Source organism: Novosphingobium sp., assembly GCF_965228995.1.
In the GTDB taxonomy this organism is placed as follows: Bacteria; Pseudomonadota; Alphaproteobacteria; order Sphingomonadales; family Sphingomonadaceae; genus Novosphingobium.
Window position 1 is genome coordinate 2,869,021 of sequence record NZ_OZ245852.1, and the last position, 26,279, is coordinate 2,895,299.

Consider the following 26,279-nt stretch of genomic DNA (forward strand, 5'->3'; position numbering starts at 1 on the left):
CGATGCCTCCGGTGGTCCGGTGGGCGGTGTGATATTGGATTTCGGGTAAGTCAGGGACAGGTCAGCTGGGCTTGAGGCGCTTCTTCTCGGTCACGTCGATCTGGACGACGCGGCCCTCATGCACGGTCAGGGAGACCGTGCCGAAACGCAGGCCGGTGAGCGCCTCACGCACGCTGGCGAGGCTTTCCTCGAGGTGGCGCTGGGCATCGCCATTGCTGGAGTTGGGCTGCAAGTTCGGTGTGGTCATCGGGCTTCTCCTTGAGTCTGGTCTCCATCTGCGTTGAACATGCGGGCACGGTGGGGATTGAAGCGGATCGTATCGCCAAGCCGGGGCGCGGCCTGGGTGCTGGGAAGATCGAGCTCGACAAAGAGACCCCGCCCTTCGAGCAGCCCCTCGGCCCGCCACACCGCGCCCTTGCGGAACACGTTGTCGACAAGCACGGCCTCGGCGCCGTCGGCTGCGACGGTGATTTCGTGCGGGCGAAAGTGGATTTCGCCGCCCTGCGCGGGGATGCGGTTGGTCTCGCCCACGAAGTGCGACACGAACGGAGTCTCGGGGTTCATGTAGACCGCGTCCGGCGCGCCGATCTGCTCGATGCGGCCCTGGTTCATCACCACGACGCGGTCGGCGAGTTCGAGCGCTTCCTCCTGATCGTGGGTCACGAAGATCGAGGTGAGGCCCACCTGCTTGTGCAGATCGCGCAGCCAGCGGCGCAGGTCCTTGCGCACCTTGGCGTCGAGTGCGCCGAACGGTTCGTCGAGCAGCAGCAGCCGCGGTTCGATCGCCAGCGCGCGGGCAAGCGCGACACGCTGGCGCTGGCCGCCGGAAAGCTGGCCCGGATAGCGGCTGCCAAGACCTTCCAGCTGGACGAGGCGCAGCAGTTCCTCTGCTCGCGCCTGCCGGGCAGCCTTGGCCATGCGGTGCTTGCCGCGCCGTACGCTGAGCCCGAAGGCGACGTTGTCGGCCACGGTCATGTGGCGGAACAGCGCATAGTGCTGGAACACGAAGCCGACATGGCGGTCGGCCACGGGCGTGCGTGAGACATCCTCGCCGCCGAGCAGCACGCTGCCGCTGTCCTGAAACTCCAGACCGGCGATGATGCGCAGGAGCGTCGTCTTGCCCGAGCCCGACGGGCCGAGCAGCGCGATGAATTCGCCCGGCGCGACATCGAGATCGATGCTGTGCAGCGCCGGATAGTCGCCGAAGCGCTTGGTTATGCCGCGAAGGTGGATCAATGCCGTGCTCCTGCATGGAGGCCGAAGCGCCATTCGAGGACCGTCTTGGCGATCAGCGTCACCAGAGCGAGCAGCGCGAGGAGAGAGGCGACCGCGAAGGCGCCGACGAAATCGTACTCGTTGTAGAGAATCTCGACATGGAGCGGCATCGTGTTGGTCTCGCCCCGGATGTGGCCAGAAACGACCGAGACCGCGCCGAATTCGCCCATGGCGCGCGCGTTGCACAGCAGCACGCCGTAGAGCAGGCCCCAGCGGATGTTGGGCAGCGTGACGTGCCAGAACGTCTGCCAGCCAGACGCGCCAAGCGAGATCGCGGCTTCCTCGTCGTCCTTGCCCTGTTCGAGCATGAGCGGAATGAGTTCGCGCGCCACGAACGGGAACGTGATGAACACCGTCGCCAGCACGATGCCTGGGACTGCGAAGATGATCTTGAGATCGTGCTCCGCCAACCATGCGCCGAACAGGCCATTGGCGCCGAACAGCAGCACGAAGATCAGGCCAGAGACGACCGGGGAGACCGAGAATGGCAGATCGATCAGCGTGATCAGCAGCGCCTTGCCGGGGAACTGGAACTTCGTGATCGCCCAGCTGGCGGCAATCCCGAAGACCATGTTGAGCGGGACGGCAATGGCCGCGATGATCAGCGTCAGACGGATCGCAGCGAGCGCGTCAGGTGTGTGAAGCGCATCGAGAAACGGCCCCAAGCCCTGCTTCAGCGCCTCGCTGAACACCGCGAGCAGCGGGAGCAGCAGGAAGAAGCCGAGGAAGACCAGCGCGGCGGCGATCAACGCGGCGCGCATCAGCGGGCTTTCGGTGGTTGGTGCAACGCTCATGCGCCCATCCTCCGGCGGCTGGCGGCCTGGATCAGGTTGATCAGCAGCAGCACCGCGAACGAGGCGAGCATCATCACCACCGCGATCGCTGTGGCGCCGGCGTAGGCGTATTGCTCAAGCTGGGTCACGATCAGCAGCGGCGCGATCTCGGTGCGGCCGGGCATGTTGCCCGAGATGAAGATCACCGAGCCGTACTCACCGACCCCGCGCGCAAAGGCGAGCGCGAAACCGGTAAGCAGCGCCGGGCCGATTGCGGGGAAGATCACACGGGTGAAAGTCTGCCAGCGGGTTGCACCCAGCGTCGCGGCGGCTTCCTCCACTTCGCGGCCGAGATCGGCGAGGACGGGCTCGACCGAGCGGACAACAAATGGCAGCCCGATGAAGACCAGCGCGATGGTGATACCGATCGACGTGAAGGCGACCTTGATGCCGAGCGGCTCGAGATACTGGCCAATCCAGCCTGCAGGCGCATAAATCGCGGTGAGCGCGATACCGGCGACCGCAGTCGGCAGAGCAAACGGCAGATCGACCAGCGCGCTCACCACCTGCTTGCCGGGGAAGCTGTAGCGCACGAGCACCCAGGCAACGATGAGGCCGAACACGGCATTGACCAGCCCCGCCGCCGCAGCCGTGCCGAAGCTCAGCCGATAGGCAGCCATCGCCCGGGGGCTGAAGCCGACCGCGAGGAACTCGCTCCAGCCCAGCCCGGCGGCTTTAAGGAAGATCGTGGCGAGCGGGATCAGCACGATCAGCGTCAGCCACGCCAGCGTGAAGCCGAAGCTGAGGCCGAAGCCGGGCAGCACGGACGGCTGCCTCCAGCGCGCGCTGGCCTGAAGTGGACCGGACATGGTGTAGCCCCCTGCCCCGCCTACTTCTTCGTGTAGATGCGGTCGAACACGCCGCCATCGTCGAAGAAGGTCTTTTGCGCCTTGGCCCAGCCACCGAAGTCCTTGTCGATGGTGACCATCGGGATCTCGGGGAATTGCGCCTTGAACTGCTGCGCGATGGCGGGATCGCGCGGGCGGTAGAAATTGTGCGCGATCGCGGTCTGTGCCTCGGGCGTATAGAGATAGCGCAAGTAGGCATCGGCCACTTCGGTGGTGCCGTGCTTCCTGGCATTCGCGCTGATCACTGCGACGGGCGGTTCGGCAAGGATCGAAAGCGAGGGCGTGACGATCTCGAACTTGCCCGCACCCAGCTTCTTTTCCGCGAGGAAGGCCTCGTTTTCCCACGAGATCAGCACATCGCCGATGCCGCGCTCGACGAACGTGGTGGTTGAGCCGCGCGCGCCGCTATCCAGCACGGGCACGTGCGCGAAGAGCTGCTTCACATAAGCCTCGGCCGCCGCATCGGACCCGCCAGCCTTGCGCCCATAGGCCCAGGCGGCGAGGAAGTTCCAGCGCGCGCCGCCACCCGTCTTGGGATTGGCGGTGATCACTTCGACACCGGGCTTCACGAGATCGCCCCAGTCCTTGATATGCTTGGGATTGCCCTTGCGCACGAGGAACACGATCGTCGAGGTATAGGGCGCACTGTTGTCCGGCAGGGCCTTCTGCCAGTCGGCCGGGAGCAGCTTGCCCTTCGCCGAGATGGCATCAATGTCGTAAGCGAGCGCAAGCGTCGCGACGTCGGCATCAAGTCCGTCGATGATCGCACGGCTCTGCTTGCCCGATCCGCCGTGGCTCATGCGGAAGGTGACGTCCTTGCCGGTCTTCTGTTTCCAGTAGGCGGCAAAGGCGGGGTTGATTGCCTGATAGAGTTCGCGCGTGGGGTCGTAGGAGACGTTGGTCAGTTCGACTGCGCCCGATTTGCTGCCGCCGCCCGAGCAGCCGGCCAGCAGCAGGCCAAGGCCCAGTGCGCCGGCAAGTACCACGCGGCGGCGATTGGCGGGGCTTGTATCGCGAGTGGTCATGCATCGTACTCCCGTTGGCGGCGGCCTCAGAGCATCGGCTCTGCGGCGTCGGGTCGTCACTAAACTCAATTAATCAGATAGACATTAGAGTTCTGCTTGGGGGCAGCAAAGAGAAGCTTTTGGTTGCTCCGGCAAACCCGCCAGCGCCGCCTTTTCTCGCTCGATTCGCCCCCGTGTCGGGCATCAGGTTATCTCAACTCAACCAGTAGAGAATAGCCTCGCGGCGAAGCGAGGCAGATTGTCGATGAAATGAGTAGACATTATCTCCAACAATGCCGCAGCGCCCCTCATGGTTCCCCTGATCCCCCCCAAACTGGTCCGGTAAAACCTCCGCGCCCCCCTTGCCTGTCCTGCCCTGCCTCGTGCTATGCCACGCCCATGTCATCGCTCTGTCGCAATCGGCCATCATGCCGCGCCGCGATCCGCCGTATTCCGGCGGACATCGGGGGGAACATGGACCGTGGATGATCCGCAGACAGCCGTAAGCAGGATTGCCGCCTCATCGCGCCCGCCCAGCGAGGGTGCAGGCAACGCTCCCGCGGCGCAGCTGCCCTACCGCTACTTCAACCGCGAACTCAGCTGGCTCGCGTTCAATCGCCGCGTGCTCGCCGAAGCGCAGAACCTGGGCTACCCGGTGCTGGAGAGGCTGCGCTTCCTCTCGATTTCGGGCACCAACCTCGACGAATTCATGATGGTCCGCGTCGCCGGCCTTGCCGCGCAGGTGCGTCAGGGGATCGACGAGCTTTCGATCGACGGGCTGACGCCAACCCAGCAATTGCAGGCCGCCTATCGCGGGGTCGAGGAACTGGTCCGCGCCCAGCAGACGATCCTCGCCGACCTTACCGCCCAGCTCGATACGGCAGGCATCCGCATCGTCGGTAACCGCAAGCTGGACAAGACGCAGACCGACTGGCTCGCGCACTACTTCGAGGAGCATGTCTTCCCGGCATTGACCCCGCAGGCAATCGATCCGGCGCACCCGTTCCCGTTCATCAACAACCAGGGCACCGGCATTCTGTTCACCCTTTCGCGGCTTGCGGATGGTGAGGCGGTGACCGAGATGATCCTCGTGCCCCCGGCGCTGCCGCGCTTCGTGCGCATGCCGGGCGAGCCGGCCTGCTGGATCAGCATCGAGGAACTGATCCTGCGCGGAGCCGGCAAGCTGTTCCCGGGTTTCCGCATCCACGGCCACGGCACGTTCCGCGTGCTGCGCGACAGCGATATCGAGGTCGAGGAAGATGCCGAGGATCTCGTGCGCTATTTCCGCACCGCGATCCAGCGGCGGCGGCGCGGCAGGGTGATCCTGCTGCAGGTGCAGGAAAACTTCGATCCCGAAGCCGAAGCGCTGCTGCGCGACAAGCTGCGGCTCGACCATGCGATGGTGATCAAGGCGGGCGGCCTGCTCGCCATGAACGGGCTTTCGGTGATCGTCGATACCGACCGGCCTGAATTGAAGTTCGAGCCCTATATCCCCCGCTATCCCGAGCGCGTGCGCGAGCATGACGGCGATTGCTTTGCCGCGATCCGCACCAAGGACCTGGTGATCCACCACCCGTTTGAAAGCTTCGACGTGGTGGTCGATTTCCTGCGGCAGGCAGCGTCCGATCCGGACGTGGTCGCGATCAAGCAGACGCTGTACCGCGCAGGCAAGCAATCAGCCGTGATTGCCGCACTGATCGCCGCGGCCGAGGCGGGCAAATCCGTCACGGCGGTCGTCGAACTGAAGGCCCGCTTCGACGAGGAGCAGAACCTCCACTGGGCGAGCCAGCTCGAACGCGCCGGGGTCCAGGTGATCTACGGGTTTGTCGATTGGAAGACCCACGCCAAGGTCTCGATGGTCGTGCGGCGCGAGGGCGATGGCTACCGTACCTACTGCCACTTCGGCACCGGCAACTATCACCCGGTGACGGCGCGCATCTACACCGACCTCAGCTTCTTCACCGCAGACCCCAAGTTCGGGCGCGATGCGGGGCTGCTGTTCAACTTCATCACCGGCTATATCGAGCCCAAGGCGACCGAGATGCTGGCGATTGCGCCCATCGGCGTGCGCCGCAAGCTCTATGAATGCATCGAGCGCGAGATCCAGTTTGCCGGGGCCGGCAAGCCGGCGTCGATCTGGGCCAAGCTCAATGCCCTGACCGACAGCCAGCTGATCAACCGGCTCTATGCCGCGAGCGCCGCCGGGGTCGAGATCAACCTCGTGGTGCGCGGCATCTGCTGCCTGCGGCCGGGCGTGCCGGGGCTGTCCGAACGGATCCGGGTCAAATCGGTGATCGGCCGCTTCCTCGAACACAGCCGTATCTGGGTCTTCGGCAACGGCGCAGCGCTGCCCAACCGGCGGGCGCGGGTGTTCATTTCCTCGGCCGACGGGATGACCCGTAACCTTGACCGGCGGGTCGAAGTGCTGGTTCCGATCAAGAACCCTACGGTTCACGACCAGGTGCTCGATCAGGTCATGCTCGCCAATCTGCTGGATACCGAGCAGAGCTGGATTCTTGATGCGGATGGCACCTATCACCGCGCCGATCCGGGGCCAAAGCCGTTCAACGTGCACCGCTATTTCATGACCAACCCTTCGCTTTCCGGGCGCGGTGCGGCGCTGAGCAAGGGACGCAAGGTGCCCAAGCTGGCCCTGCGGCGCGGCGGAACACCGCCCCAATGATCCTGCACGCAGCCCCTCGCGCAATCCGGCGTCTGGCATGACCCGCTTCACCCGTACCTCTTCCTATGTCCCCAGCCGTGCGATCATCGACATCGGATCGAATACCGTGCGCCTCGTCATTTATGGCGGTCCGGCGCGCGCGCCCGATGTGCTGCACAACGAGAAAGTGACGGCGCGGCTCGGCAAGGGCGTGGCGGAGAACGGCAAGCTCGGCCAGCGCGCGTCTGCCGCCGCGCTGGCGAGCCTTGCGCGTTATCGCACGCTGCTCGACCTCAAAGGCATCAGCGACATCGACGTGGTGGCGACGGCCGCAGTGCGCGATGCCGTGAACGGCGCGCCGTTCCTCGATCAGATCCGCGCGCTCGGCCTCTCGCCGCGGCTGCTCAGCGGCGAAGAGGAAGCGATCACCAGTGCGCACGGCGTGATGGGGGCCTTTCCGAAGGCACAAGGCGTGGTCGGCGATCTTGGCGGGGGCAGCCTCGAACTCGTCGATGTTGACGCGGATGGCTGCCGGCATGGCACGTCCCTGCCGCTCGGCACGCTGCGCCTCGCGGGCTTGCGCGCGAGCGGCGAGCGGGCATTCGGGCAAACCATCGCCAGGATGCTCAAGCGCGCGGACTGGCAGGCGGCGCCCGGCTCCACGCTCTATCTCGTCGGCGGATCGCTGCGCGCATTTGCACGGCATGCGATGACCGTGTCCGGCTGGCCGATCGACGATCCGCATGGCTTCGAAATTGCCGCCGCGCCCGCGCAGGCCATGGCCAAGGCGCTCGCGCGCCGCAAACCCGAGAGCTTGCTGCCGGTGCCGGGGCTTTCAAGCTCACGCCTTGCCGCGCTGCCCGATACCGCCGCGCTGCTCTTCGTGCTGATTCGGTCGCTTCAGCCGGGGCGGCTGGTGTTCTCCTCGTGGGGACTGCGTGAGGGGCTGCTATGGGACCGCATGGCGCCGGGAGTGCGTATGCAGGACCCGTTGGTGGCGGGCGCTGCGGCCTTTACCGCTGAATACGGCATCGCCGCCGGGACAGCCGCGATGGTCACCGGCTGGACCGCAGCGGCGCGCCTGCCCGAAGCGGCGGCCGGCACCGAACATTTGCGGCTGACCGCAACCATGCTGTGCCTCGCGACCGCGATGGTCGAGCCGAACCTGCGCAACGACCTCGCGCGCGAATGGGCGCTGCGCAAACGCTGGATCGGCGCAACTCCGGCTGATCGCGCGATGCTGGCGGCGGCCATGATGGCCAATACCGGGCGCACGGACTTGCCGGCCGATCTCTGCCTGCTGGCGGCGCCCGAACAGTTGCGCGAGGCGCAGGCCTGGGGCTTTGCCACGCGGCTGTGCCGGCGCTTCAGCGGCAATACCGCGCAAGGCATCAGCGGTAGCGCTTTACGCGTGGAAGGCACCGCGCTGGTGCTCGCCGTGCAGCCGCAAATCGCGGTGCTCGTCAACGAAGGCGTCGAGCGCGATCTCAAGGTGCTGGCTGCGCACCTCGGGCTTAAGGGCGAAGTGCGCTAACGCGCCGGAAGTTGCCGCTCTCCGCTTGGTCATGGCGGAGATGCCGGCAGCCGTCTCAGCTCCCGGCTTGTTCCTTCGCCGCTTCCGCCTCGGCCGCTGCCAGAACGCGCAGCACGTTGCCTGACCAGATCTTGGCCACATCCGCCTCGCTGTAACCCGCAGCCAGCAGCGCCTTGGTGATCTTCGGCAAGTCGGCAACATCCTCGAGCCCCGCCGCACCGCCGCCGCCATCCCAATCGAGCCCGATGCCGACATGTTCGACACCCACCACTTGCAGAGCGTGGAGCAGGTTCGCCATCACGTCATCAAACGTCGGGCGAACTTCGGGGTACTTCGCATCGATGGCATGGCGTTCGTCCAGCATCGCCTGCCGCTCGGCAGCGGTCAGCTGGCGGTCTTCGGCATACTTCGCCTCAAGCGCCTTCATCGCGGCCTCGCGCTCCGCGCTTTGCTTGAGGCCCTTCACGTAGACCGAATTGATCTGGATGACCCCTCCGGCGGCGGCGAGCGCCTTGAGGTGCGCGTCATCGATGTTGCGCGGGTGATCGAACACGGCCTTGCAGCCCGAATGGGTGAGGATGATCGGCGCTTTGGACAAGCGCAGCGCATCATCGAGCGTGCGGTCCGAGCTGTGCGAAAGATCGGGGACGACGCCGAGGCGATTCATTTCGGCAAGCAACTGGACGCCGAGAGGGCTGAGGCCGTCCCACTTGGGCTTGTCGGTCGAACTGTCGGCGAACTGATTGGTGCGGAAATGCGCGAAGCCCGCAATGCGCACGCCCATCGCATAAAAGCTGCGCAGGAGCGTGGGATCGTCGCCAAGCGGCCAGGCGTTTTCGATGGAAAGGTAGACCACCCGCTTGCCGCTGGCCTTGATCGCGGCGGCATCGGCGGCCTTGCTGGCAAGTGCGAAACTTTCCGGATGCGCGGCGACCATCTCGCGGATGGCTACCCCGCGCATCACCGCGAAATCGCGCGCCTTGCGGGTGGATTCGGCATCGAGCGGCCCTTGCGGGGTGTAGATTGCCCAGAACCCGCCATCGAGCCCGCCTCGCTTCATGCGCGGCAGATCGACCTGCGTGTAATCCTGCGCGACCGTGTGCGCATCCATGATCGACCAGCCGGGCAGCGCAAGCGACGCGGGCGTATCGAGGTGCGTGTCGAGCGTCAGCAGGCGCTGCTGGAGCGCGGTGGCCGGATCGGCGGCAGCCTTGCGCGGCGCGCTTTGCGCGGGACCAGCGGTAATGAGGGCGAGCGCGGCGGACGCGGCGAGGAGGATCGTTCTGGTTTGCATGCGGGCAACCTTCGCGCTGCCGACGCGAATGTCAATCAGGCCGGGTCAGCGTCAACCTGAGCAGCAGGAAGCGCCGCGGCAAAGGCCGGGTGCGCGAGGGCATTGGTTTCGATCGCTTCCAGCCGGGGAAAGTCCGTCCGCGCACCAAAGCGGCGGGCGTTGGCAAGCTGCGGAATCAGCACGATGTCAGCCAGCGTGATCGCATCGCCGAAGCAAAAGCGGCCGGTGCGGCCATCGATCAGCCGTGCACAGGCCGCAAGGCCGCCTTCGATCACTTCGCGTGCCCAGCCATCGACTGCCGCCTGATCAAGCCCGCGTGCGCGCAGCATGTTGAGGACCCGCAGGTTCTGAACGGGGTGGGTATCGCAGGCGATGGCCAGCGCGAAAGCGCGGACATGCGCGCGCTCGAGCGGATCGGCAGGAAGCACCGCCGGATCCGGGAAGCGCTCCTCGAGATATTCGATGATCGCCAGGCTCTGCGTGAGCACCGCGCCATCGACTTCGAGCGCAGGAACGAGGCCTTGTGGATTGCGCGCGAGATAGCCTGGCGCCTGCTGCGCATTGGTGCGCAGATCATGCGGCACTGCATCCCATGCCAGACCCTTGAGGCCAAGCAGGGTACGCACGCGCCAGGCTGCTGTGGAGCGCCAGTAAGTGTGCAGGACAAGGTTCATCACAAGGTCTCCGCAAAGCCGCGCCGGACGCCGAATAGCGCCGAAATCCGCCAGTCCCAATAATTTCTATCGGGTTAAAGGAATGGTAGTCATTTCGGACCTATACACCGGCGTGTCTCCCCCGCGGTGACAAACCGGAGCACGCATGTCAGCCGAAATGCAAGAGCCTCGTCCCCAGCAGGAGCGCCAGTCCGAACGGCGCCCGCTGATGGTGCGTGTGCAGTATCGGCGCACGATCGTGCGGCTCGCGGCGCAGATACTCGATCTCTCGTGCCACGGCCTGCGCCTTGCCGGCATGGAACGGCTGCGCGTGGGCGAGATGGTGTGGATCACCCTCCCCGGCTTGCCACCGCGACAGGCCAAGGTCGTCTAGGTGGACCGCTTCGAGGCGGGCTGCGCCTTCATCGAGCCGCTGCACGAGGCGGTATTCGATGCGATTGTCTCGGGCCATATGCACTGAGGCTTCCACCCTGCCCCTGCAGTGAGTAGGGGACGGGAATGCTTCGCCTCACCGAACTCAAGCTGCCCCTCGATCACACGACCGCCGAACTCGAAGCCGCGATTGCCGAGCGGCTGGAGATCGAGCCGGCTGCGCTGCTGCGCTACAGCGTGGCGAAGCGCGGCAACGACGCGCGGCGCAAGTCGGCGATCAAGCTGGTCTATGCGATCGACGCGAGCGTGGCCGATGAACCCGCGGTGCTCGCGCGCCATGCCGGCGACACGCAAGTCCGCCCTTCCCCCGATACCGCCTACCGCTTCCCCATCATGGCCCCCGCTGGCTGGGACGGTCCGCGCCCGGTGGTGATCGGTGCCGGGCCATGCGGCCTGCTGGCCGCGCTGATCCTTGCGCAGATGGGCCTTAAACCCATCATCATCGAGCGCGGCAAGGCCGTGCGCGCGCGGACCAAGGACACCTGGGGCCTGTGGCGGCGCAGCGAGCTTTCTCCGGAATCGAACGTGCAATTCGGCGAAGGCGGCGCGGGCACGTTTTCGGATGGCAAGCTCTACAGCCGGATCAAGGATCCCCGCCATCTCGGCCGCAAGGTGCTGACCGAGTTCGTCAAGGCCGGCGCCCCGCCGGAGATCCTGACCGAGGCGCACCCGCATGTCGGCACGTTCCGGCTGGTGACGATGGTCATGTCGATCCGCGAGACGATCGAGGCGCTGGGCGGCGAATACCGCTTCGAGACGCGGGTCGAGGATTTCGTCATCGGCAAGAATGACAAAGGCGAGCAGCAGCTGGAAGGGCTCGTGCTCTCCACCGGCGAAATGCTGCCCGCGCGGCGGGTGATCATGGCTGTGGGCCATTCCGCGCGCGATACCTTTGCGGTGCTCCACAGCGCGGGCGTCCATATCGAGGCCAAGCCCTTTGCCGTGGGGGTGCGTATCGAGCATCCGCAGCGGCTGGTCGATGTGGCGCGCTATGGCCCGGGCGCGGGCCATCCGATCCTCGGCCCCGCCGCCTATTCACTGGCGCATCAGGCGAGCAATGGGCGCTCGGTCTATAGCTTCTGCATGTGCCCGGGCGGGCGCGTGGTGGCGGCGGCGTCCGAGCCGGGGCGCGTGGTGACCAACGGCATGAGCCAGTATTCGCGCGCCGAGTTCAACGCCAATTCGGGCCTCGTCGTCGATATCAACCCGGAGCGAGATTATCCCGGCGGGCCGCTCGCGGGCGTGGCCTTCCAGCGCAAGTGGGAGGAGCTCGCCTATCTCGCAGGCGGCAGCAACTACAGCGCGCCGGGGCAGAAGCTGGGCGATTTTCTGGCCGGACGGCCCTCGACCAGTTTCGGCTCGATCACCCCTTCGTATCAGCCGGGCGTGACGCCGACCGATCTTGCGCAGTGCCTGCCCGACTACGCGGTCGCCGCGATGCGCGAGGCGCTGCCGGTGTTCGGCCGCCAGATGCCGGGCTACGACCATCCCGACGTCGTGCTGACCGGAGTCGAGACGCGCACGTCATCGCCGGTGCGGATCACGCGCGGGGCGGACTTCCAGAGCCTCAATACCCATGGTCTTTACCCGGCGGGAGAAGGCGCAGGCTATGCGGGGGGCATTCTTTCAGCAGCAGTCGACGGCATCCGCGTCGCCGAAGCGCTGGCGCAGGACCTGCTCGGTCAGGCGCCCGCCGCGCGCGTGTAGGCGCTGAGCAGCGCGTCTCGCAGCGCGCCAAGCGGGGGCAGATCCAGCCTCGCCAGCTGGGCGATGCCGACGATCTCATCCGCGCCGTAGCACTGCGAAAGGACGATGATTTCGCCTTTCACCTTCTTGTCGAGCGGCCTTGACCAGAACGTATAGACCGTGGGCAGCGCGCGTTCGGTGGGATCCTCGTCGACCACCATGGCAAGGCGGCCCGAACGAAGCTCGACGAAGGCGCCGATCGGATAAATGCCGACCATCTCCAGAAAATCGACCATGATCGCCGGATCGAGCCCGTCGCAATGTTCGCCCATATGGCGGATCGCCTCGGCCGGATCGAGCCCGGGGCGGCTTTCCCGGCCCGCGACAAGCAGATCGTATGTGTCGCAGATTGCCGCCATGCGTGAGAGCTGATCGATATCGCTGCCGGCAAGGCGGTGCGGATAGCCCGAGCCATCGAGCCGCTCGTGATGGCGCAGGCAGACCTTGAGCACGGCATCAGGAATGTCGCCCGCCGCCTTGAGCAGGGCATGGCCGGCCAGCACATGCTGGCAATGCACATCGGTTTCGAGATCGCCGCTGGTCCCGGCCCAGACATCCTCCGGGTGCGGCGGGCCGCCGGCCTCCTGGCTTGCGCCCACGTCCATCAGCAGACCAGCCATCCCCGCCTCGCGCGTTTCGGTGGCGGAGAGGTTCATCTGGCGGGCCAGCGCGATCATCAGCGCGCTGGTGGCAAGCGCGTGGCGATAGGTCTCCTCGCTGTCCTCACGGCAGCGCAGCAGGCCGTTGAAGGCATAGAGATTGCGCTGCACCGAGGCGTAGATATCGTCGATCAGCGGATCGACAGTACGCGCGCTGATGCCGCGGCCGAGGCGCGCTTCAAGGAACACGCGGCTGACGAGCTTGGAATGGCGCTCGGCAATCTTGCGCGCGGTGCCGAATTCCTTCGCTGTGGCGACACGGGCGGCAGCGAACTTGTTGGCGGTCGGGCGTGCGGGCACCAATGGCATGCCGCGCTGCTGCGGCGGCGGTGTTCCGGCGCCGACCATGGCAACCTCGCGTTCGGGCACGTTGTTGAGCCCGCGCTCGGTATCGATGATGACCGCATCGACCGCGCTTCCCTGCAGCGCTTCGAGCATCCACATCTCTTCGAGCAGGAATTTGCTCTTCCAGAAGGGATGCTTGAACCAGCTCCCCTCCAGCTTCTGGATGAACATGCCGAGCCGGAGCTCGGAGGTTTCGACGCGTTTCAGCATGGTCCGGCTTGCATGGCACTGGTGTGGCTGAAACCGACTGACTGCGCAGCTACGCATTAGCCCTGATGCGTGGTTGCAAACGACAATTCCCCTACCGCAAATTCTTGGCTAGCGAGGCACTGACACGCAGAATGATGATGAGGATGCCCTGATGAACATTGCGCATGGCGCGACCCAAAATCCCGGGATGGATCCGGAGGTCTTCGCCCAGTTCCTCGACCAGTTGCATCGTTATGTCCGCGAGCGGCTGATCCCTGCCGAAGCGCAAGTGATCGCGGGCGACGCGATCCCCGAGGACCTGCTCGCCGAAATGCGCGAGATGGGGCTGTTCGGTCTCACCATGCCCGAGGAGTTCGGCGGCGCGGGGATGAACGTCAGCCAGTATATCGAGACGATCCACGCGATCAGCTATGCGATGCCTGCCTTCCGTTCGATCATCTCGATCAACATCGGCATGGTCTGCTCGGCGATCAAGAATGCCGGAACGGCGGAGCAGAAGGCCGAATGGCTGCCACGCCTTGCTGCGGGCGAGATCGCGGCGTTCGGGCTGACCGAGCCGGGCTCGGGTTCGGATTCGGCGGGCCTTGCGACCATGGCGGTCCGCTCTGGCAATGGGTATGTGCTCAATGGCACCAAGCGCTACATCACCAATGCGCCTTACGCCAGAGTGGGCCTGATCATGGCGCGCACGAGCAAGGAGAACCTGCCGAGAAACGCACATGTCTCGGCTTTCCTCGTGCCGCTCGATACGCCAGGCGTCACGCGCGGCAAGTCCGACAAGAAGATGGGCCAGCAGGGCAGCCATATCGGCGATATCATCCTCGAGGACGTGTTCGTGCCGGGCGATGCGTTGCTGGGCGGCGAGGAAGGCAAGGGCTTTGCCACCGCGATGCAGAGCCTCGACAACGGGCGGCTCTCCGTTGGTGCAGCAGCGACGGCGCAGGCGCGGCGGTTCCTCGATACCGCGATCCGCTATGCCAATGAACGCAAGGCCTTCGGCGAGCCGATCGCGCAGTTCCAGCTGATCCAGGCCATGCTGGCGGACAGCCAGGCCGAAATCTATGCCGCCCAGTGCATGATGCGCGATGCCATCGCCAAAGCCGATTCCGGGCAGAAGATCCTGATGGAAGCCGCCGCCTTCAAGATGTTCGCCTCCGAAATGTGCGGGCGCGTGGCAGATCGCTGCGTACAGATTCACGGCGGCGCCGGCTATCTGGCGGAATACGAGGCCGAGCGGTTCTTCCGCGATGCGCGCATCTACCGTATCTATGAAGGCACCACGCAGATCATGCAGCTGGTGATCGCCAAGCAGATGCTAAAAGACTTTGCGGCGGGCGTTGGCTGATCCTCACACGTCCGGTGCATTGCTGATCGCGGCATCCGCCGCGCCGAGCGCGACGAACTGATCGAGCAGCCAGCGCGCGGCGGGCCCGGGGGGCGTGTCGCGCCGCCAGATTGCGGTAAAGCGATAGGCGCCGCCGGGGTGATCGGGCAAGGCCAGGCGGACCAGCGTCCCCGCCGTCAGATCGCCCTCGATCATCGGCAGCGGCATGTTGCCCCAGCCGATGCCCTCGCGAAGCAGCGCGTGCTTGGCGCCGAGATCGGCCAGCCGCCAGGTCTTCGGGCTGACGACACCGAAATCGCGCCCCGCCGTGGTGCCCGAGCGGTCCGACAGCACCAGCTGGATATAGTCGCGTCCCGCACCGGGCAGAATCTCGGTCATGCGGCCAAGCGGGTGATCGGGCGCGGCGACGGGAACAAGCAGAGTGGCGCCGGCGACCTTGCCGTCGATCTCGGCGACTTCGGCAGCGAGCGGACCCGAAACGCCGATGGTGGCCGTGCGCGCGAGGACCATGGCGCTGACCGCGCCCAATGCCTCGACATGGAGCCGCAATTGCACGGTGGGGAATTCCGCCGCAAAGCCGCGCAGTACGGCTGCCAGCCGCTCCGGCGGGACCATGACGTCGACCGCGAGATCCACTTCGGCCTCGAGACCGTCAAGCAGTCCTTTGACCTTCGCGCGCAGGCCATCGACGCCTTGCGCGATGGCGCGGGCTTCGGCGAGGAGCGCGCGGCCCGCGGTGGTCAGCTGCGGCTTGCGCGTGCCTTCGCGGTCGAACAAGCTGACGCCGAGCTGCGCTTCAAGATTGGCGATGCCGTAGCTGATGACCGAAACCGCCCGGCCCAAGGTGCGCGCGGCTCCGGCGAAGCTGCCCGTATCGACGATCGTCAGGAAGATGCGCAACTGATCGAGCGTGGGGGTGCCGGGATTGGCCATCGTTCGGCTCCATAGAACAAACCGGTTCAATTTATCCCACTGAACAGGAAAGCGGGCAAGGCCTATATCGGCTCCAACGAAAGCGCCCTGCCCTCCATAGTGGCACGCGCCGGACAGGAGACTAGACCATGATCGAACTGCGCCCCTTCGCCAGCCTCGGTGGTGAGAACCACGGCTGGCTTGATGCCAAGCACCACTTCTCGTTTGCCGGATACCACGATCCGGCGCGGATGAACTGGGGCAACCTGCGCGTGTGGAACGACGATACCATCGCGCCGCAGACCGGCTTCCCGCCGCATCCCCACCGCGACATGGAGATCATCACCTACGTCCGCGAAGGTGCGATTACCCACCAGGACAATCTCGGCAACAAGGGCCGGACTGAAGCGGGTGACGTGCAGGTGATGAGCGCCGGCACCGGCATCCGCCATTCGGAATACAACCTGGAGGACGTGACCACCCGGATTTTCCAGATCTGGATCATGCCCACCCGCAGCGGCGAGGCACCCGGCTGGGGCGCGCGCCCTTTCCCCAAAGGCGAGCGCACTGGCCAGTTCGTGGCACTGGCCTCTGGCTATGAGGGAGACGGCGATGCCCTTCCCATCCGCACCGATGCCCGCGTGCTCGGCATCACGCTGCGCGCCGGGGAGACTGCGAGCTATCCGCTTGGAAAGGACCGCAAGGCCTATCTCGTACCGGCGACTGGTGCGGTCAGGATCGAAGATGTGAAGGTTAATGCACGCGATGGTGCAGCGATTCGCGATCTCGATGTGCTGACCGTGACCGCGCTGGAGGACAGCGAGATCGTGATGGTCGACGCGGCCTGAACGCACCTCGCCGGTAAAAGGGGAGTTTCGGAGCTGATCCGGGCTCCCCTTGACCTTCTCCGGGTGAAAAATTGCCTGATTCCGCTGGCTGAAGGTGAATCCATAACGGATCGTTAACCCATATTGGTCCACTAAGGCAGGAGGCGCAAAGACCGGCGCTGCGTGGCTATTTGCAAGGTGATGGTGCGGTAGATGTCATTCATGGCTCCCATTCCACCGACGGACCAGGTTGTGCGCGAACAGCGCCAGCCGCGCATCATCCGTGCACGTCTGGTCCATCGGGATGGCGAAGTGCAGGATATCGTGATCCGCAACGTCTCGCCCACCGGCCTTGGCGCCAGTGCGCGCGGGCCCGCTCCGGTGCGCGGCGAGCGTATCATGATCGTGCTGCCGGGCGATCAGGAAGTCACCGGGATCGTCCGCTGGTTCGGCGGCCATACGTTCGGCATGCAGCTCGACAGTCCGCTCGATCTCGAAGCACTGGGCCGCGCGCTGCAGCGGCAGGCGCATGTTGCGCAGGTTTCGGGCGAGTGGAAGGTCGAGACCCGCCACCGTGTCGTCACACCGATGTCCGATCCCTCGCGCATTCGCCGCGTCTGATTGCCATCACCCAGCCTCAACCTCCACATCAGACTTGCTTAATGACAACCGGCGACCTTCGCGCCGCTTGACCGGCCCCGTGCGTGCGCCATGCTGCGCCGCCATGACCAGACAGATCGAAGAACCCGCCCGCCGGATCGACGTGATCCACGAAACCGACGTGCTCGTGGTGGGCTCGGGGCCGGGCGGGCTCGCCGCTGCCCTCGCTTCGGCGCGTGCCGGCGTGAAGACCACGCTGGTCGAGCGCTATGGCTGCTTTGGCGGCAATATCACGCAAGTGGGCGTTGAAGGCTTCGCCTGGTATCGCCATCCCGAAACCATCGACAGCGAAGGCATCGGGCGCGAATTCGAGGACCGCGCGATCGCGATGGATGCAGCGCTGCCCGAGCCGCAATCGATCAGCCACGCGCTCGATGCCGAAGCGTTCAAGCATGTGGCCGACGTGCTCGTCAGCGAGGCCGGTGTCATCCCGATGCTGCACCGGCTCGTCGTGGCGCCGATCATGGAAGGCGACACGATCCGGGGGGTGATCGTCGAAAGCAAGGCCGGGCGCGAAGCGATCCTCGCAAGCCACGTGATCGACGCGACGGGCGATGCCGACCTTGCCTATCGCGGCGGCGCGCCGACGATCAAGCATCCGGTCGACGAGATGATGTCGGTCTCGGTCATGTTCTCGATGAGCGGGGTCAACAAGGCGCGCTTCATCGATGCCGTGAAGGCCGATCCACAGACCTATGGCGACTGGTCCGGCGGCGGCGAATGGGACATCACCACGAGCGGCAAGGAAGACGCGATGTTTTCGCCGTTCCTGAGGAAGCCTTTCCGGCAGGCGCTGGCTGCCGGGCTGCTGCCCCCCAACCTCGCCACGATCGCGGGGACCTGGGGCACGGTTTCGGATCAGGGCGATCTCACCTACCTCAACCTGGTTCACCATTACCTCGACGGCACCGATCCCGACAGCCTGACACGCGGCGAGATGGACGGCCGCGCCGACGCCATGCATGCAATTGCCGCGCTGCGTGCCTTCATGCCGGGATGCGAACAGGCAAAGCTGCGCAACTTCGGGATGACGCTCGGCATCCGCGACACGCGCAAGATCGACGCACTCTACAACATGACCGGCGATGACGTGCGCGGCGAAGGGCGCTTCGAGGACTCGATCGGCATCTTCCCCGAATTCATCGATGGGTACGGCCAGCTGATCCTGCCGACGACAGGGCGCTATTTCCACGTGCCCTACCGCTCGCTGGTGCCCCGCGGGATCAAGGGCCTGCTGGTGGCGGGCCGCGTGATCGGCGGTGACAAGGTTAGCCACGCGGCCGTGCGCAACATGATGTGCTGCGCGGTGTCCGGTCAGGGCGCGGGTGTGGCGGCGGCGATTGCAGTGAAGACCGGGCGCGATTTTGCCAGCGTCGATATCGCGGCGGTGCAGGCGGAGTTGAAGCGGCAGGGCGCGCGGATTCACTGAGGCGGCGCTCCTTGCCGCTCTGGCTCCCCGCCTTCGCGGGGATGACGAGTGTTTGGTGTCTTCGTCATCCCCGCGAAGGCGGGGAGCCAGAGCGGTCAACCGCAGCTGTTCCGTTGGCTCGCTGCCTCAGGCGCCGATCAGCGGAAGCGCTTCGTCCCAGAAGTGGTGCAGGCTCTGCGCAAAGCTTGCGGGCACATAAGCCACGCAGGCCTCATCGCTCTCCACAAGCAGCCGCACGCCGACGTGATCGATCACTGTGGCGGCGGTCGCGCCGACAGGTAGAGCCGTAGCGCTCGTATCGAACACGCCGCCTTCCATCAGCAGTTCGCGCCATCCCGGCCCGGCAAGGCGGAAGCGCACGATCCCGCCGCCGATGGCTGTCAGCGCGCCATCATCGCCGAGCGTATCGGCAAGCACCGAAACATCGCCCTCAGCGAGCCAGACGGTCGGCTCGAAGCGCATCAGCGTGATTGCGGCATTGGCGGCGCTGCGGTTCATCGCCGGGAGCGCGAAGCCGAGCGCCTTCTGGACGCGGGCGGCGACCGCCGGCCCATTCCGCCAGATCTCCAGCACATGGAGCGGCGCGGCGGGGAGAGCAGTGATCGAGGTGGGATCAGTCACGATAGCGTTCCCCGGCGGGATCATAGAAGTGCGGCGAGGTCACGCGCACGCGTGCCTTTTCACCGCGTGTCGGCGAGGTGACGGTGAGCTCCTCACCGTGGCGGTGGTGGCCGCCTTGCAGCAGCGCGAGCGCGATGGCGCCGCCTTCGAGAATGCGGCGCGCGGCAGCGGTGACGTAGCCCTGAGGCGATGTGCCAGCGCGGCCGATCACCATGCCGCCTTCAGGGATCGCGCCATCGAGGCTGACGAGGCCGACCAGATTCTGGCGGCCGGGATCGGACAGCGCCGGGCGCGTCAGGCCTGCCGCGCCGATAAAGCCGCCCGCCTTGTTGAGCATCCCGCCAAGACCGAGATCATGGGGCGTCGAGCGGCCATCGACTTCGCCGCCGACGACCACGTGACCCTTCTCGATCCGCAGCAGTTCCATCGCTTCCAGGCCATAAGGCGCTCCGCCCTCGGCGCGGGTCGCGGCGGCGATGGCCTGCCAGACGGCAGCGGCATGGCTCGCCTCGACGTGGATTTCAAATGCCCGCTCGCCGCTGTAGCTGGCGGCGAGAACATGGACCGGAACGCCTGCCAGCACAGCGCGCGCATAGCCCATATGGCGCGGCGGCTCGGCGCCCGTCAGCGCGGCGAGAATGGCGCGGGCGCGCGGCCCGGCCAGTGCGATGCCGGCATAGTGTTCCTGAACATTGACCACAGAGCAGGCGAGATCGGGGCGAAGCACCTGGCGCACATAGGAAAGGTGCCCGGCCATGCGGTCCGCGCCGCCGGTCGAGCTCGTCAGCAGGTAGCGGTCTTCGGCGAGGCGCCAGACGGTGCCGTCATCGAAGACAAAGCCGTCCTCGCGCAGCATGAAAGTATAGCGCCCACGGCCCACCGCCAACTTGCCCACGGTGGTGGCGCAGACGAGTTCGAGGAGCTTCGCGGCATCGGGACCGCAGACCTCGAACTTGCCGAGCGTGGAAACGTCGCTGAGGCCAGCCACGGTGCGCACCGTGCGCGCCTCGCGCAAAGACGCTTCGGCCAGGCCCTCGCTATCCACCGGATAGGCGCGCGGGCGGAACCAGTAGCCCAGGGGCTGCCAGATCGGATCGTGCGCATCGTGCAGCGCATGCAAGGGGATCCGGCGCACGTGTGCCCCCGCATTGCGTGCGCCGGCGCCCGCCAGCAGGCCCATGGTCACGGGCGTAAACGGCGGACGAAACGTAGTGAGGCCGGCCTGCGGCACAGTCACGCCCTGCTTTTCGGCAAGGCGCGAGAGCGCGACCATATTGCTGGTCTTGCCCTGATCGGTCGCCATGCCGAGCGTGGTGTAACGCTTCAGGTGCTCGACCGAGCGGTAACCTTCCTGCCAGGCGAGATCGATATCGGCGAGGCTGACATCGTTCTGGAAATCGACGAAGCTCTTCTTCGCCTTGCCCGCAGGCGCGGTGGCGGGCGCAAGCGGCGGCGTGAGCGCGCTGCCCACCGTCTCGCAGACCTGCGGCGTTGCGCCCGGGATGAAGGCCTGCGCTTCCTCGTTCCAGACGAGCTTGCCGCCGGCCTGCATATGAAGATGCGCAACGGGAACGAAGCCGCCCGAGACGGCGATAAGGTCCGCGTCGAAGCTCCGCTCGCTGCCGCCGATCACCGCAGTGATCTTGCGCAAGGCGTGCTTGCGGCCGATCACGGTGGAGGGCTTCGCATCGAGGTAGACGGTGACGCCAGCGGGCGCGGCGGGGCCGGAGGCGCGGGCGTCGAGCAGGGCGACGACTTCCGCGCCTGCCTCCACGAGCGCCTGCGCCGTCAGGTAGGCGTCATCATTGTTGGTTGCGATGACAACGCGCTTGCCGGGCAGCACACCCCAGCGGCGCACATAGCTGCGCACGGCCTGCGACAGCATGACGCCGGGATGATCGTTGTTCGCGAACGGCACCGGGCGTTCGATCAGGCCCGTGGCGAGCACCACCCGCCCTGCCCGCACGTGCCACAGCCGCTGGGCAAAACCGTGCGGGGGCACTTCGCCGGGTTCGGCAAGGCGCTGGGTGAGCGTGAGGAAATTGTGATCCCAATATCCCGAAGCGGTCGTGCGCAGCAGCACTTCGCCGCCGAGCGCCTTGATCCGCTCCACCATCGCGGCGGGATCGAGCGCGGCATCGGGATCGCGCAGCAGCGAGCCGCCGGGGACGGCATCCTGCTCGACCAGCATCACCCGGCTGCCCGCTTCGGCGGCTTCGAGCGCTGCCTGGAGGCCGGCGGGGCCAGCTCCCACCACCAGTACATCGCAGAAGCCCGCGCGCTGGGAGAAGTTGTCGGGATCAGGCTCGGTCGGCGCGTTGCCGAGGCCGGCAGCGCGGCGGATGAAGCCTTCGTAGCGCATCCAGTGCTTCGCCGGGCCGAAGAAGGTCTTGTAGTAGAACCCGGCGCCCAAGGCGGGTGCGGCGAGGCCGAAGATCGACGCGACGTCGAACGACAGGCTCGGCCAGCGGTTCTGGCTCTGCGCGACCATGCCGGGATAGACGAAAACGTCGGTCGCGCGGGTGTTGGGCTCGGCACGGCCGCCGGTCCCCACCGTCACCAGCGCGTTGGGCTCCTCGATCCCGGCGGTCATGATCCCGCGCGGGCGATGGTACTTGAAGCTGCGGCCAACGAGGCCGACGCCGTTGGCCAGCAGCGCAGCGGCCAGCGTGTCACCCGGGCGGGCCTGATAGGTGGTGCCGTCAAAAGTGAACGGGATCGTCTCGTCGCCAGAAGGCGCGCGCGTCGGGCCGCTCATGGCAGCGCCTCCGGACCAATCGCTTTCACCGCTTCGATGACATGCGTCACCCGGTGGCGGGTGAGCACCATCCACGCGCGGCAGCCATAAGTGTGGCGCCAGATTTCATCGTCCAGCCCCATCGGATTGGCGCGGGTGTAGAGCGCCTGCATCGCGGTCTGCGGGTCGCTGGCGGGATCGACGACGGAATCGACCGTGCGTTCGTAAGTAAACTCAAGCTGGGCGCGCGGGCCGCAGTGGGGACAGGCGATCTGGTACATGTCTTGCCCGTTCTCAGCGGTGGTTCGGCATGGGGCCGACCGCAGTTTCGTCGATGGTCGCCCCGGTCATGAAGCGCTCGAGGCTGAAGGGTGCGTTAAGCTCGTGCGGCTTGCCGGTCGCGAGCGTGTGGGCATAAGTCCAGCCCGAAGCGGGCGTCGCCTTGAAGCCGCCGTAGCACCAGCCCGCGTTGAGATAGAGCCCGTCTATGGGGCTCAGGCCGATGATCGGCGCGCCGTCAAAGCTCATGTCGGTCACGCCCGACCAGGTGCGCAACATGCGCAGGCGCGAGAGCGCGGGCATCATCGAGACGGCCTGCGCGATGGCGCCTTCGACCACCGTCGGCTGGCCGCGGCGGGCGTAGCTGGGCCAGTTGTCCGGATCGCCGCCCATGACGATGCCGCCCTTGTCGGACTGGCTGATGTAGCAATGCAGCGACTGCGACATGACCACCGACTGCACCATCGGCTTGACGCCTTCGGTAACGAGCGCCTGCAACGTCTGCGATTCGATTGGCAGACGCAGACCAGCAAGGCCCGCAACTTGCCCGCTGTGCCCCGCGACGCAAATGCCGGTGCGGCCGGCGAGGATGCGGCCGCGCGTGGTCTCTACGCCGGTGATCTTGTTGCCATCGCGCACGAAGCCGGTGACTTCGCACTTCTGGATGATATCGACGCCGAGCGCATCGGCGGCGCGGGCATAGCCCCAGGCCACAGCGTCGTGCCGCGCAGTCCCGGCGCGCCACTGGATGAGCGCGCCGTCAATCGGGAAGCGGGCGCTGCGGGATAGATCGAGCAGCGGTTCGATCTTGGCGATCTGCCTGGGGCTGAGCAGCTCCCCGTCGATCCCGTCGCAGCGCATGGCATCGCCGCGTTCCGCCAGCTTGATCATGTCGCCATCGTTGTGGCCGAGGAACATCGCCCCGCGCGGGCTGAACATGACGTTGTAATTGAGGTCGTCGCTCAGGTTGTGCCAGAGCTTGAGGCCGAACTCGAAGAAGTTGTGCAGCTGCGGCAGGCGGTAGTTCGAGCGCACCAGCGTGGTGTTGCGCCCGACGTTGCCGCCACCGATCCAGCTCTTCTCCAGCACCGCGACATTGCGGATGCCGTGGACTTTGGCGAGGTAGTAAGCCGTGGCGAGCCCATGCCCGCCGCCGCCGATGATGATCACATCATAGCTCGCGCGCGGCTCCGGATCGCGCCACGCCGGTTCCCAATGCTTTTGCCCGTTGAGCGCGCCGCGCAGCAAGCTGAAGGCGGAATAGGGCGCCTTCATGCCGCGAGATCGGCTTTCGCTGGCTGCCAGCCGCGCTGCTCGCGCCAGTCGGGTCCGATGCCGTCAAAGCGCGAGAGGCTGAGCTTGGCGATATCGGTGAAGCTGCACTGCCCGTCGACCACCAGATCGCGCACCGCGTGGCCCGAGGCGGGCGAAAGGCCGAAGCCGACGCCGGACATCGTGACGACGGTGACGTTTTCGGGCGCGTTCATGCGGTCGATGATCGGGCGACCATCGGGCGTGTTCTCGACGATCCCCGCCCACGAGCGGATCACGTTGAGGTGCGCGGCCTTGGGGAACAATTCCGCCACGCGGCGCGCAAGGTTGCGCGTGAGCGGCGAGGACGGCCGCGCCGGAGGGCCGGCTTCGAACGTCTCGATCCATTCGTGCGGGCCGCCGCCATAGGCAAGGTTGCCGCGCAGGGTCTGGCGGCCATAGAGCCCGTTCCCGTCGACCCCGCCAATGGGCATCATCGGCGCGGGCTCGGTGACGATCATCTCTGCGCGCGCGGCAGCAAGCGGGACCTCAACGCCGAGCTTGGCCATCAGGGCCTGAATTTGCGGGCCTGCGGCGACGACAACCGCGTCGCATTCATGGCGTCCACTGGTAGCGTGAACCGCCACGACTTGGCCGCCCTGCGTCTCGAAACCAGTGACCGGGCTGTGCTGATAGATCCGCCCGCCCAGGTCCTGCAGAGCCCAGGCATAGGCCTGCACCGAGCGCTGCGGATTGGCATGTCCGCCGAAGCGGTAGTGCATGCCGCCGAGGCAGTTGTCGCCCGCGAGCGGGACCATGGCGCGGACCCGATCGCCGCTGAGCAGATCGACCCGGTAGCCCATGTCGTTGTTCATCTTGGCGAGGTACTGGTACTGGTTGAGCTGCTTGGGGCTGACCGCGATGACGAGGCGTTCCTGCTGGTGCTCGGTCGGATATCCAAGCAGTGCGTCCATTTGCGGCCACATGCGCTGCTCTTCCTCGAACAGCGGGCTCTGGTAGTGCGAGGCGCCGCCGCCATTGCGGCCCGAGGCTTCCCAGCCGACAATGCCCTTGTCGAGCACGGTGACTTCGGCGCCCGAGCGTGCCAGCCACCAGCCCGCGCTGAGGCCGGAAACGCCGCCGCCGACGATGACGACTTTCATTTTCGCCGCGGTGCCGGCGATTTTCGCCATGGTTTCCTGCGGCGTTTCGCGCGGAGTGGGCATACCAACGTAGGTCATCAGAGGCTCCAGCCTTCGGCGATAGCGGTTTGATGCTCACGCTCGCGCGGGGTGTCGATATCCCGGTAGGGCACCCATTGCGTCGGAATGCCGAACCAGACGTCCCACCCGGCGCGCATGTCCTCGCTCTCTTCCCAATCGGCGAGAACGCGCAAGGGCAGCGGGCGGACGGGGGCGCGGTGCGTGGCAAGCGGGACCGAGCCGTAGGGGCCACCGGCGGCCATCGCCAGCATCATCGCCACCTGATCCCTGCAGCGGCGGCCCTGGCAAACGCCCATGCCGGCGCGGGTAAGGCGCTTGATCTGGTCCGGGTTGGGCGGGCCATCCTTGATCAGCGTATCGAGCGAGCGCGCGGCCATGGGCGGGGGGCGCTCAAGGTAGCGCGGGGGCTGTACGCCGAGCAGATCGCCGCGAGTCACTTCCTCGCACTGGCACACGATGGTGTCAGACGCAGAGAGCTTGCCGAGTTCGCGCGCCCAATCCATCCGGTATTCAACATGGTCGAAGCCGGTATCGGCAAGACCCGCGCAATCGCCAACACAGCGCACACCCGCATTCTCGCCCGGGATATAGCCGCCGCGCACGCCATCGAGCACACGCTTGCCGCCCATCGCATCGACCAGTTCGATGGAAGGGACCAGGCCGATGGCAAGCACCACGGTATCGACCGCGATCTCGGCACCTGAACGCAGGCGGACGCGCTCAACGCCGTCGATCCCGCCGATGGCTTCGGCTGGGGCATCGTCGAGATAGAAGGGGATCTGCGCGGCGCGGACGGCTTCTGCCAGCGCGGCATCGCCTTGCGGAGCGCTTCGCACTTCAACGAGGCCGGCGACATCGACGCCCTTTTCGCGCGCGAGGAGCGCAGTCGAAAGGGCAAGATCGTGGCTGCCGACGATGAGGACGCGCTTGCCCGCAAAGGCTTCGTAGCGGGTGAGCAGCCGTTCAAGCGCGGCAGCGCCCATCACGCCGGGCTGGTTCCAGCCAGGGAAACCGATGGCAAGATCGCGCGCGCCAGTGGCGAGCACGAGCTCGCCGTAGCCGACAATCCAGCCGCGATCCTTGTCCGCCAGCGCGACAACATTTTCAGGCAGGCCCGTGATCCCCGGACCATTGCGGTAAACGCCCCAGGCGCTGGTCCCGAGCAGAACCTCGACGCCCGCTTCCATCGCGGCCTCGAGCAGCGGCTCGCTCATGAACACGGTCTCGAGCATGCGCTCGGCGTTCTGCGTGGCGGTGGTCATGCGGCCGCCGAACAGCAGCGGCACATCGTTGCCCATGGCAGCGCCGGGAATGGGGTTCTCGTCCACCAGCAGGACCGACTTGCCCTCCCCTGCCCCGGCAAGCGCGGCGGCAAGGCCAGCAGGACCGGCGCCGACCACGACCATGTCGTAGCGCACCTCGGGGGCAGGAAGCTTGGTGCCGATCGCGTGGGGATCGGTTCCGTTATTGGAATGCATG

23 protein-coding genes are annotated in these 26,279 nt (G+C 66.3%); 8 read left to right on the top strand and 15 right to left on the bottom strand.

Features of this window, described 5'->3' with window-relative positions:
- Positions 1-61: 61 nt before the first annotated feature.
- From ACO056_RS13090 to ACO056_RS13110, 5 genes are read right to left on the bottom strand one after another with little or no spacing between them, the layout of a single operon-like run.
- Positions 62-247 carry a YezD family protein gene (locus tag ACO056_RS13090; RefSeq protein ID WP_421847410.1) on the bottom strand — a complete coding sequence of 62 codons (186 nt, stop codon included), beginning with the start codon at positions 245-247 and terminating at the stop codon, positions 62-64.
- Positions 244-1,236: a sulfate/molybdate ABC transporter ATP-binding protein gene (locus ACO056_RS13095; protein WP_421847412.1), complete on the bottom strand. Its 993-nt coding sequence runs from the start codon at positions 1,234-1,236 to the stop codon at positions 244-246. Before ACO056_RS13095 ends, ACO056_RS13090 begins: the two co-directional genes overlap by 4 nt.
- Positions 1,233-2,069 carry a sulfate ABC transporter permease subunit CysW gene (cysW, locus tag ACO056_RS13100; RefSeq protein WP_421847413.1) on the bottom strand — a complete coding sequence of 279 codons (837 nt, stop codon included), beginning with the start codon at positions 2,067-2,069 and terminating at the stop codon, positions 1,233-1,235. The genes ACO056_RS13095 and cysW overlap by 4 nt, the downstream gene beginning before the upstream one ends.
- On the bottom strand, positions 2,066-2,917 hold the full coding sequence (gene cysT / locus ACO056_RS13105) for a sulfate ABC transporter permease subunit CysT (protein WP_421847415.1): 852 nt from the start codon (positions 2,915-2,917) through the stop codon (positions 2,066-2,068). The genes cysW and cysT overlap by 4 nt, the downstream gene beginning before the upstream one ends.
- Before the next feature lie 20 nt (positions 2,918-2,937).
- On the bottom strand, positions 2,938-3,981 hold the full coding sequence (locus tag ACO056_RS13110) for a sulfate ABC transporter substrate-binding protein (protein WP_421847417.1): 1,044 nt from the start codon (positions 3,979-3,981) through the stop codon (positions 2,938-2,940).
- Between the two features lie 367 nt (positions 3,982-4,348).
- Here ACO056_RS13110 and ACO056_RS13115 point away from each other — a divergent pair, with 367 nt between their 5' ends.
- Both ACO056_RS13115 and ACO056_RS13120 read left to right on the top strand, forming a co-directional pair.
- Complete coding sequence (locus ACO056_RS13115) at positions 4,349-6,643, top strand: RNA degradosome polyphosphate kinase (protein ID WP_421847419.1); 2,295 nt, start codon at positions 4,349-4,351, stop codon at positions 6,641-6,643.
- A 37-nt stretch (positions 6,644-6,680) separates the two neighbouring features.
- Positions 6,681-8,156: an exopolyphosphatase gene (locus ACO056_RS13120; RefSeq protein WP_421847420.1), complete on the top strand. Its 1,476-nt coding sequence runs from the start codon at positions 6,681-6,683 to the stop codon at positions 8,154-8,156.
- Between the two features lie 55 nt (positions 8,157-8,211).
- On the opposite strand, the gene ACO056_RS13125 is transcribed toward ACO056_RS13120, so the two are convergent.
- Complete coding sequence (locus tag ACO056_RS13125) at positions 8,212-9,450, bottom strand: dipeptidase (protein WP_421847422.1); 1,239 nt, start codon at positions 9,448-9,450, stop codon at positions 8,212-8,214.
- A gap of 35 nt (positions 9,451-9,485) precedes the next feature.
- Entirely contained in the window at positions 9,486-10,124 is a 639-nt protein-coding gene (gene maiA / locus ACO056_RS13130; protein WP_421847424.1) for a maleylacetoacetate isomerase, read from the bottom strand.
- 157 nt (positions 10,125-10,281) lie between these two features.
- On the opposite strand from maiA, the gene ACO056_RS13135 reads away from it, so the two are divergent.
- Complete coding sequence (locus ACO056_RS13135; RefSeq protein WP_421847426.1) at positions 10,282-10,497, top strand: PilZ domain-containing protein; 216 nt, start codon at positions 10,282-10,284, stop codon at positions 10,495-10,497.
- Between the two features lie 125 nt (positions 10,498-10,622).
- On the top strand, positions 10,623-12,263 hold the full coding sequence (locus ACO056_RS13140; protein ID WP_421847428.1) for an NAD(P)/FAD-dependent oxidoreductase: 1,641 nt from the start codon (positions 10,623-10,625) through the stop codon (positions 12,261-12,263).
- On the opposite strand, the gene ACO056_RS13145 is transcribed toward ACO056_RS13140, so the two are convergent.
- On the bottom strand, positions 12,239-13,516 hold the full coding sequence (locus ACO056_RS13145) for an HD-GYP domain-containing protein (RefSeq protein WP_421847430.1): 1,278 nt from the start codon (positions 13,514-13,516) through the stop codon (positions 12,239-12,241). The genes ACO056_RS13140 and ACO056_RS13145 overlap by 25 nt on opposite strands.
- A gap of 151 nt (positions 13,517-13,667) precedes the next feature.
- On the opposite strand from ACO056_RS13145, the gene ACO056_RS13150 reads away from it, so the two are divergent.
- Entirely contained in the window at positions 13,668-14,861 is a 1,194-nt protein-coding gene (locus ACO056_RS13150; protein WP_421847432.1) for an acyl-CoA dehydrogenase family protein, read from the top strand.
- A gap of 3 nt (positions 14,862-14,864) precedes the next feature.
- Here ACO056_RS13150 and ACO056_RS13155 read toward each other — a convergent pair whose 3' ends face one another.
- A complete protein-coding gene (locus tag ACO056_RS13155) occupies positions 14,865-15,794 on the bottom strand; it encodes a LysR family transcriptional regulator (protein ID WP_421847434.1) in 930 nt (309 codons plus the stop codon).
- A 128-nt stretch (positions 15,795-15,922) separates the two neighbouring features.
- Between ACO056_RS13155 and ACO056_RS13160 the strand changes: the two genes are divergently transcribed.
- The 3 genes from ACO056_RS13160 to ACO056_RS13170 all read left to right on the top strand — a co-directional run bounded on the left by ACO056_RS13160 (position 15,923) and on the right by ACO056_RS13170 (position 18,689).
- Positions 15,923-16,621: a pirin family protein gene (locus tag ACO056_RS13160; RefSeq protein WP_421847436.1), complete on the top strand. Its 699-nt coding sequence runs from the start codon at positions 15,923-15,925 to the stop codon at positions 16,619-16,621.
- 201 nt (positions 16,622-16,822) lie between these two features.
- Entirely contained in the window at positions 16,823-17,221 is a 399-nt protein-coding gene (locus ACO056_RS13165) for a PilZ domain-containing protein (protein ID WP_421847438.1), read from the top strand.
- Between the two features lie 103 nt (positions 17,222-17,324).
- A complete protein-coding gene (locus tag ACO056_RS13170; protein ID WP_421847440.1) occupies positions 17,325-18,689 on the top strand; it encodes an FAD-dependent oxidoreductase in 1,365 nt (454 codons plus the stop codon).
- A gap of 126 nt (positions 18,690-18,815) precedes the next feature.
- Here ACO056_RS13170 and ACO056_RS13175 read toward each other — a convergent pair whose 3' ends face one another.
- The 6 genes from ACO056_RS13175 to ACO056_RS13200 are packed head-to-tail and all read right to left on the bottom strand — an operon-like array spanning position 18,816 to position 26,278.
- Positions 18,816-19,310, bottom strand: a complete 495-nt coding sequence (locus ACO056_RS13175; RefSeq protein ID WP_421847442.1) for a sarcosine oxidase subunit gamma — start codon at positions 19,308-19,310, stop codon at positions 18,816-18,818.
- Positions 19,303-22,068 carry a 2Fe-2S iron-sulfur cluster-binding protein gene (locus ACO056_RS13180; protein ID WP_421847444.1) on the bottom strand — a complete coding sequence of 922 codons (2,766 nt, stop codon included), beginning with the start codon at positions 22,066-22,068 and terminating at the stop codon, positions 19,303-19,305. The genes ACO056_RS13175 and ACO056_RS13180 overlap by 8 nt, the downstream gene beginning before the upstream one ends.
- On the bottom strand, positions 22,065-22,328 hold the full coding sequence (locus ACO056_RS13185) for a sarcosine oxidase subunit delta (protein WP_421847446.1): 264 nt from the start codon (positions 22,326-22,328) through the stop codon (positions 22,065-22,067). The genes ACO056_RS13180 and ACO056_RS13185 overlap by 4 nt, the downstream gene beginning before the upstream one ends.
- Before the next feature lie 13 nt (positions 22,329-22,341).
- Positions 22,342-23,601 (bottom strand): sarcosine oxidase subunit beta family protein, encoded by a 1,260-nt coding sequence (locus ACO056_RS13190; RefSeq protein ID WP_421847448.1) that lies wholly within the window; start codon positions 23,599-23,601, stop codon positions 22,342-22,344.
- Complete coding sequence (locus ACO056_RS13195) at positions 23,598-24,818, bottom strand: NAD(P)/FAD-dependent oxidoreductase (protein ID WP_421847450.1); 1,221 nt, start codon at positions 24,816-24,818, stop codon at positions 23,598-23,600. The genes ACO056_RS13190 and ACO056_RS13195 overlap by 4 nt, the downstream gene beginning before the upstream one ends.
- Positions 24,818-26,278, bottom strand: a complete 1,461-nt coding sequence (locus ACO056_RS13200; RefSeq protein ID WP_421847452.1) for an NAD(P)/FAD-dependent oxidoreductase — start codon at positions 26,276-26,278, stop codon at positions 24,818-24,820. Before ACO056_RS13200 ends, ACO056_RS13195 begins: the two co-directional genes overlap by 1 nt.
- Position 26,279: the final 1 nt, after the last annotated feature.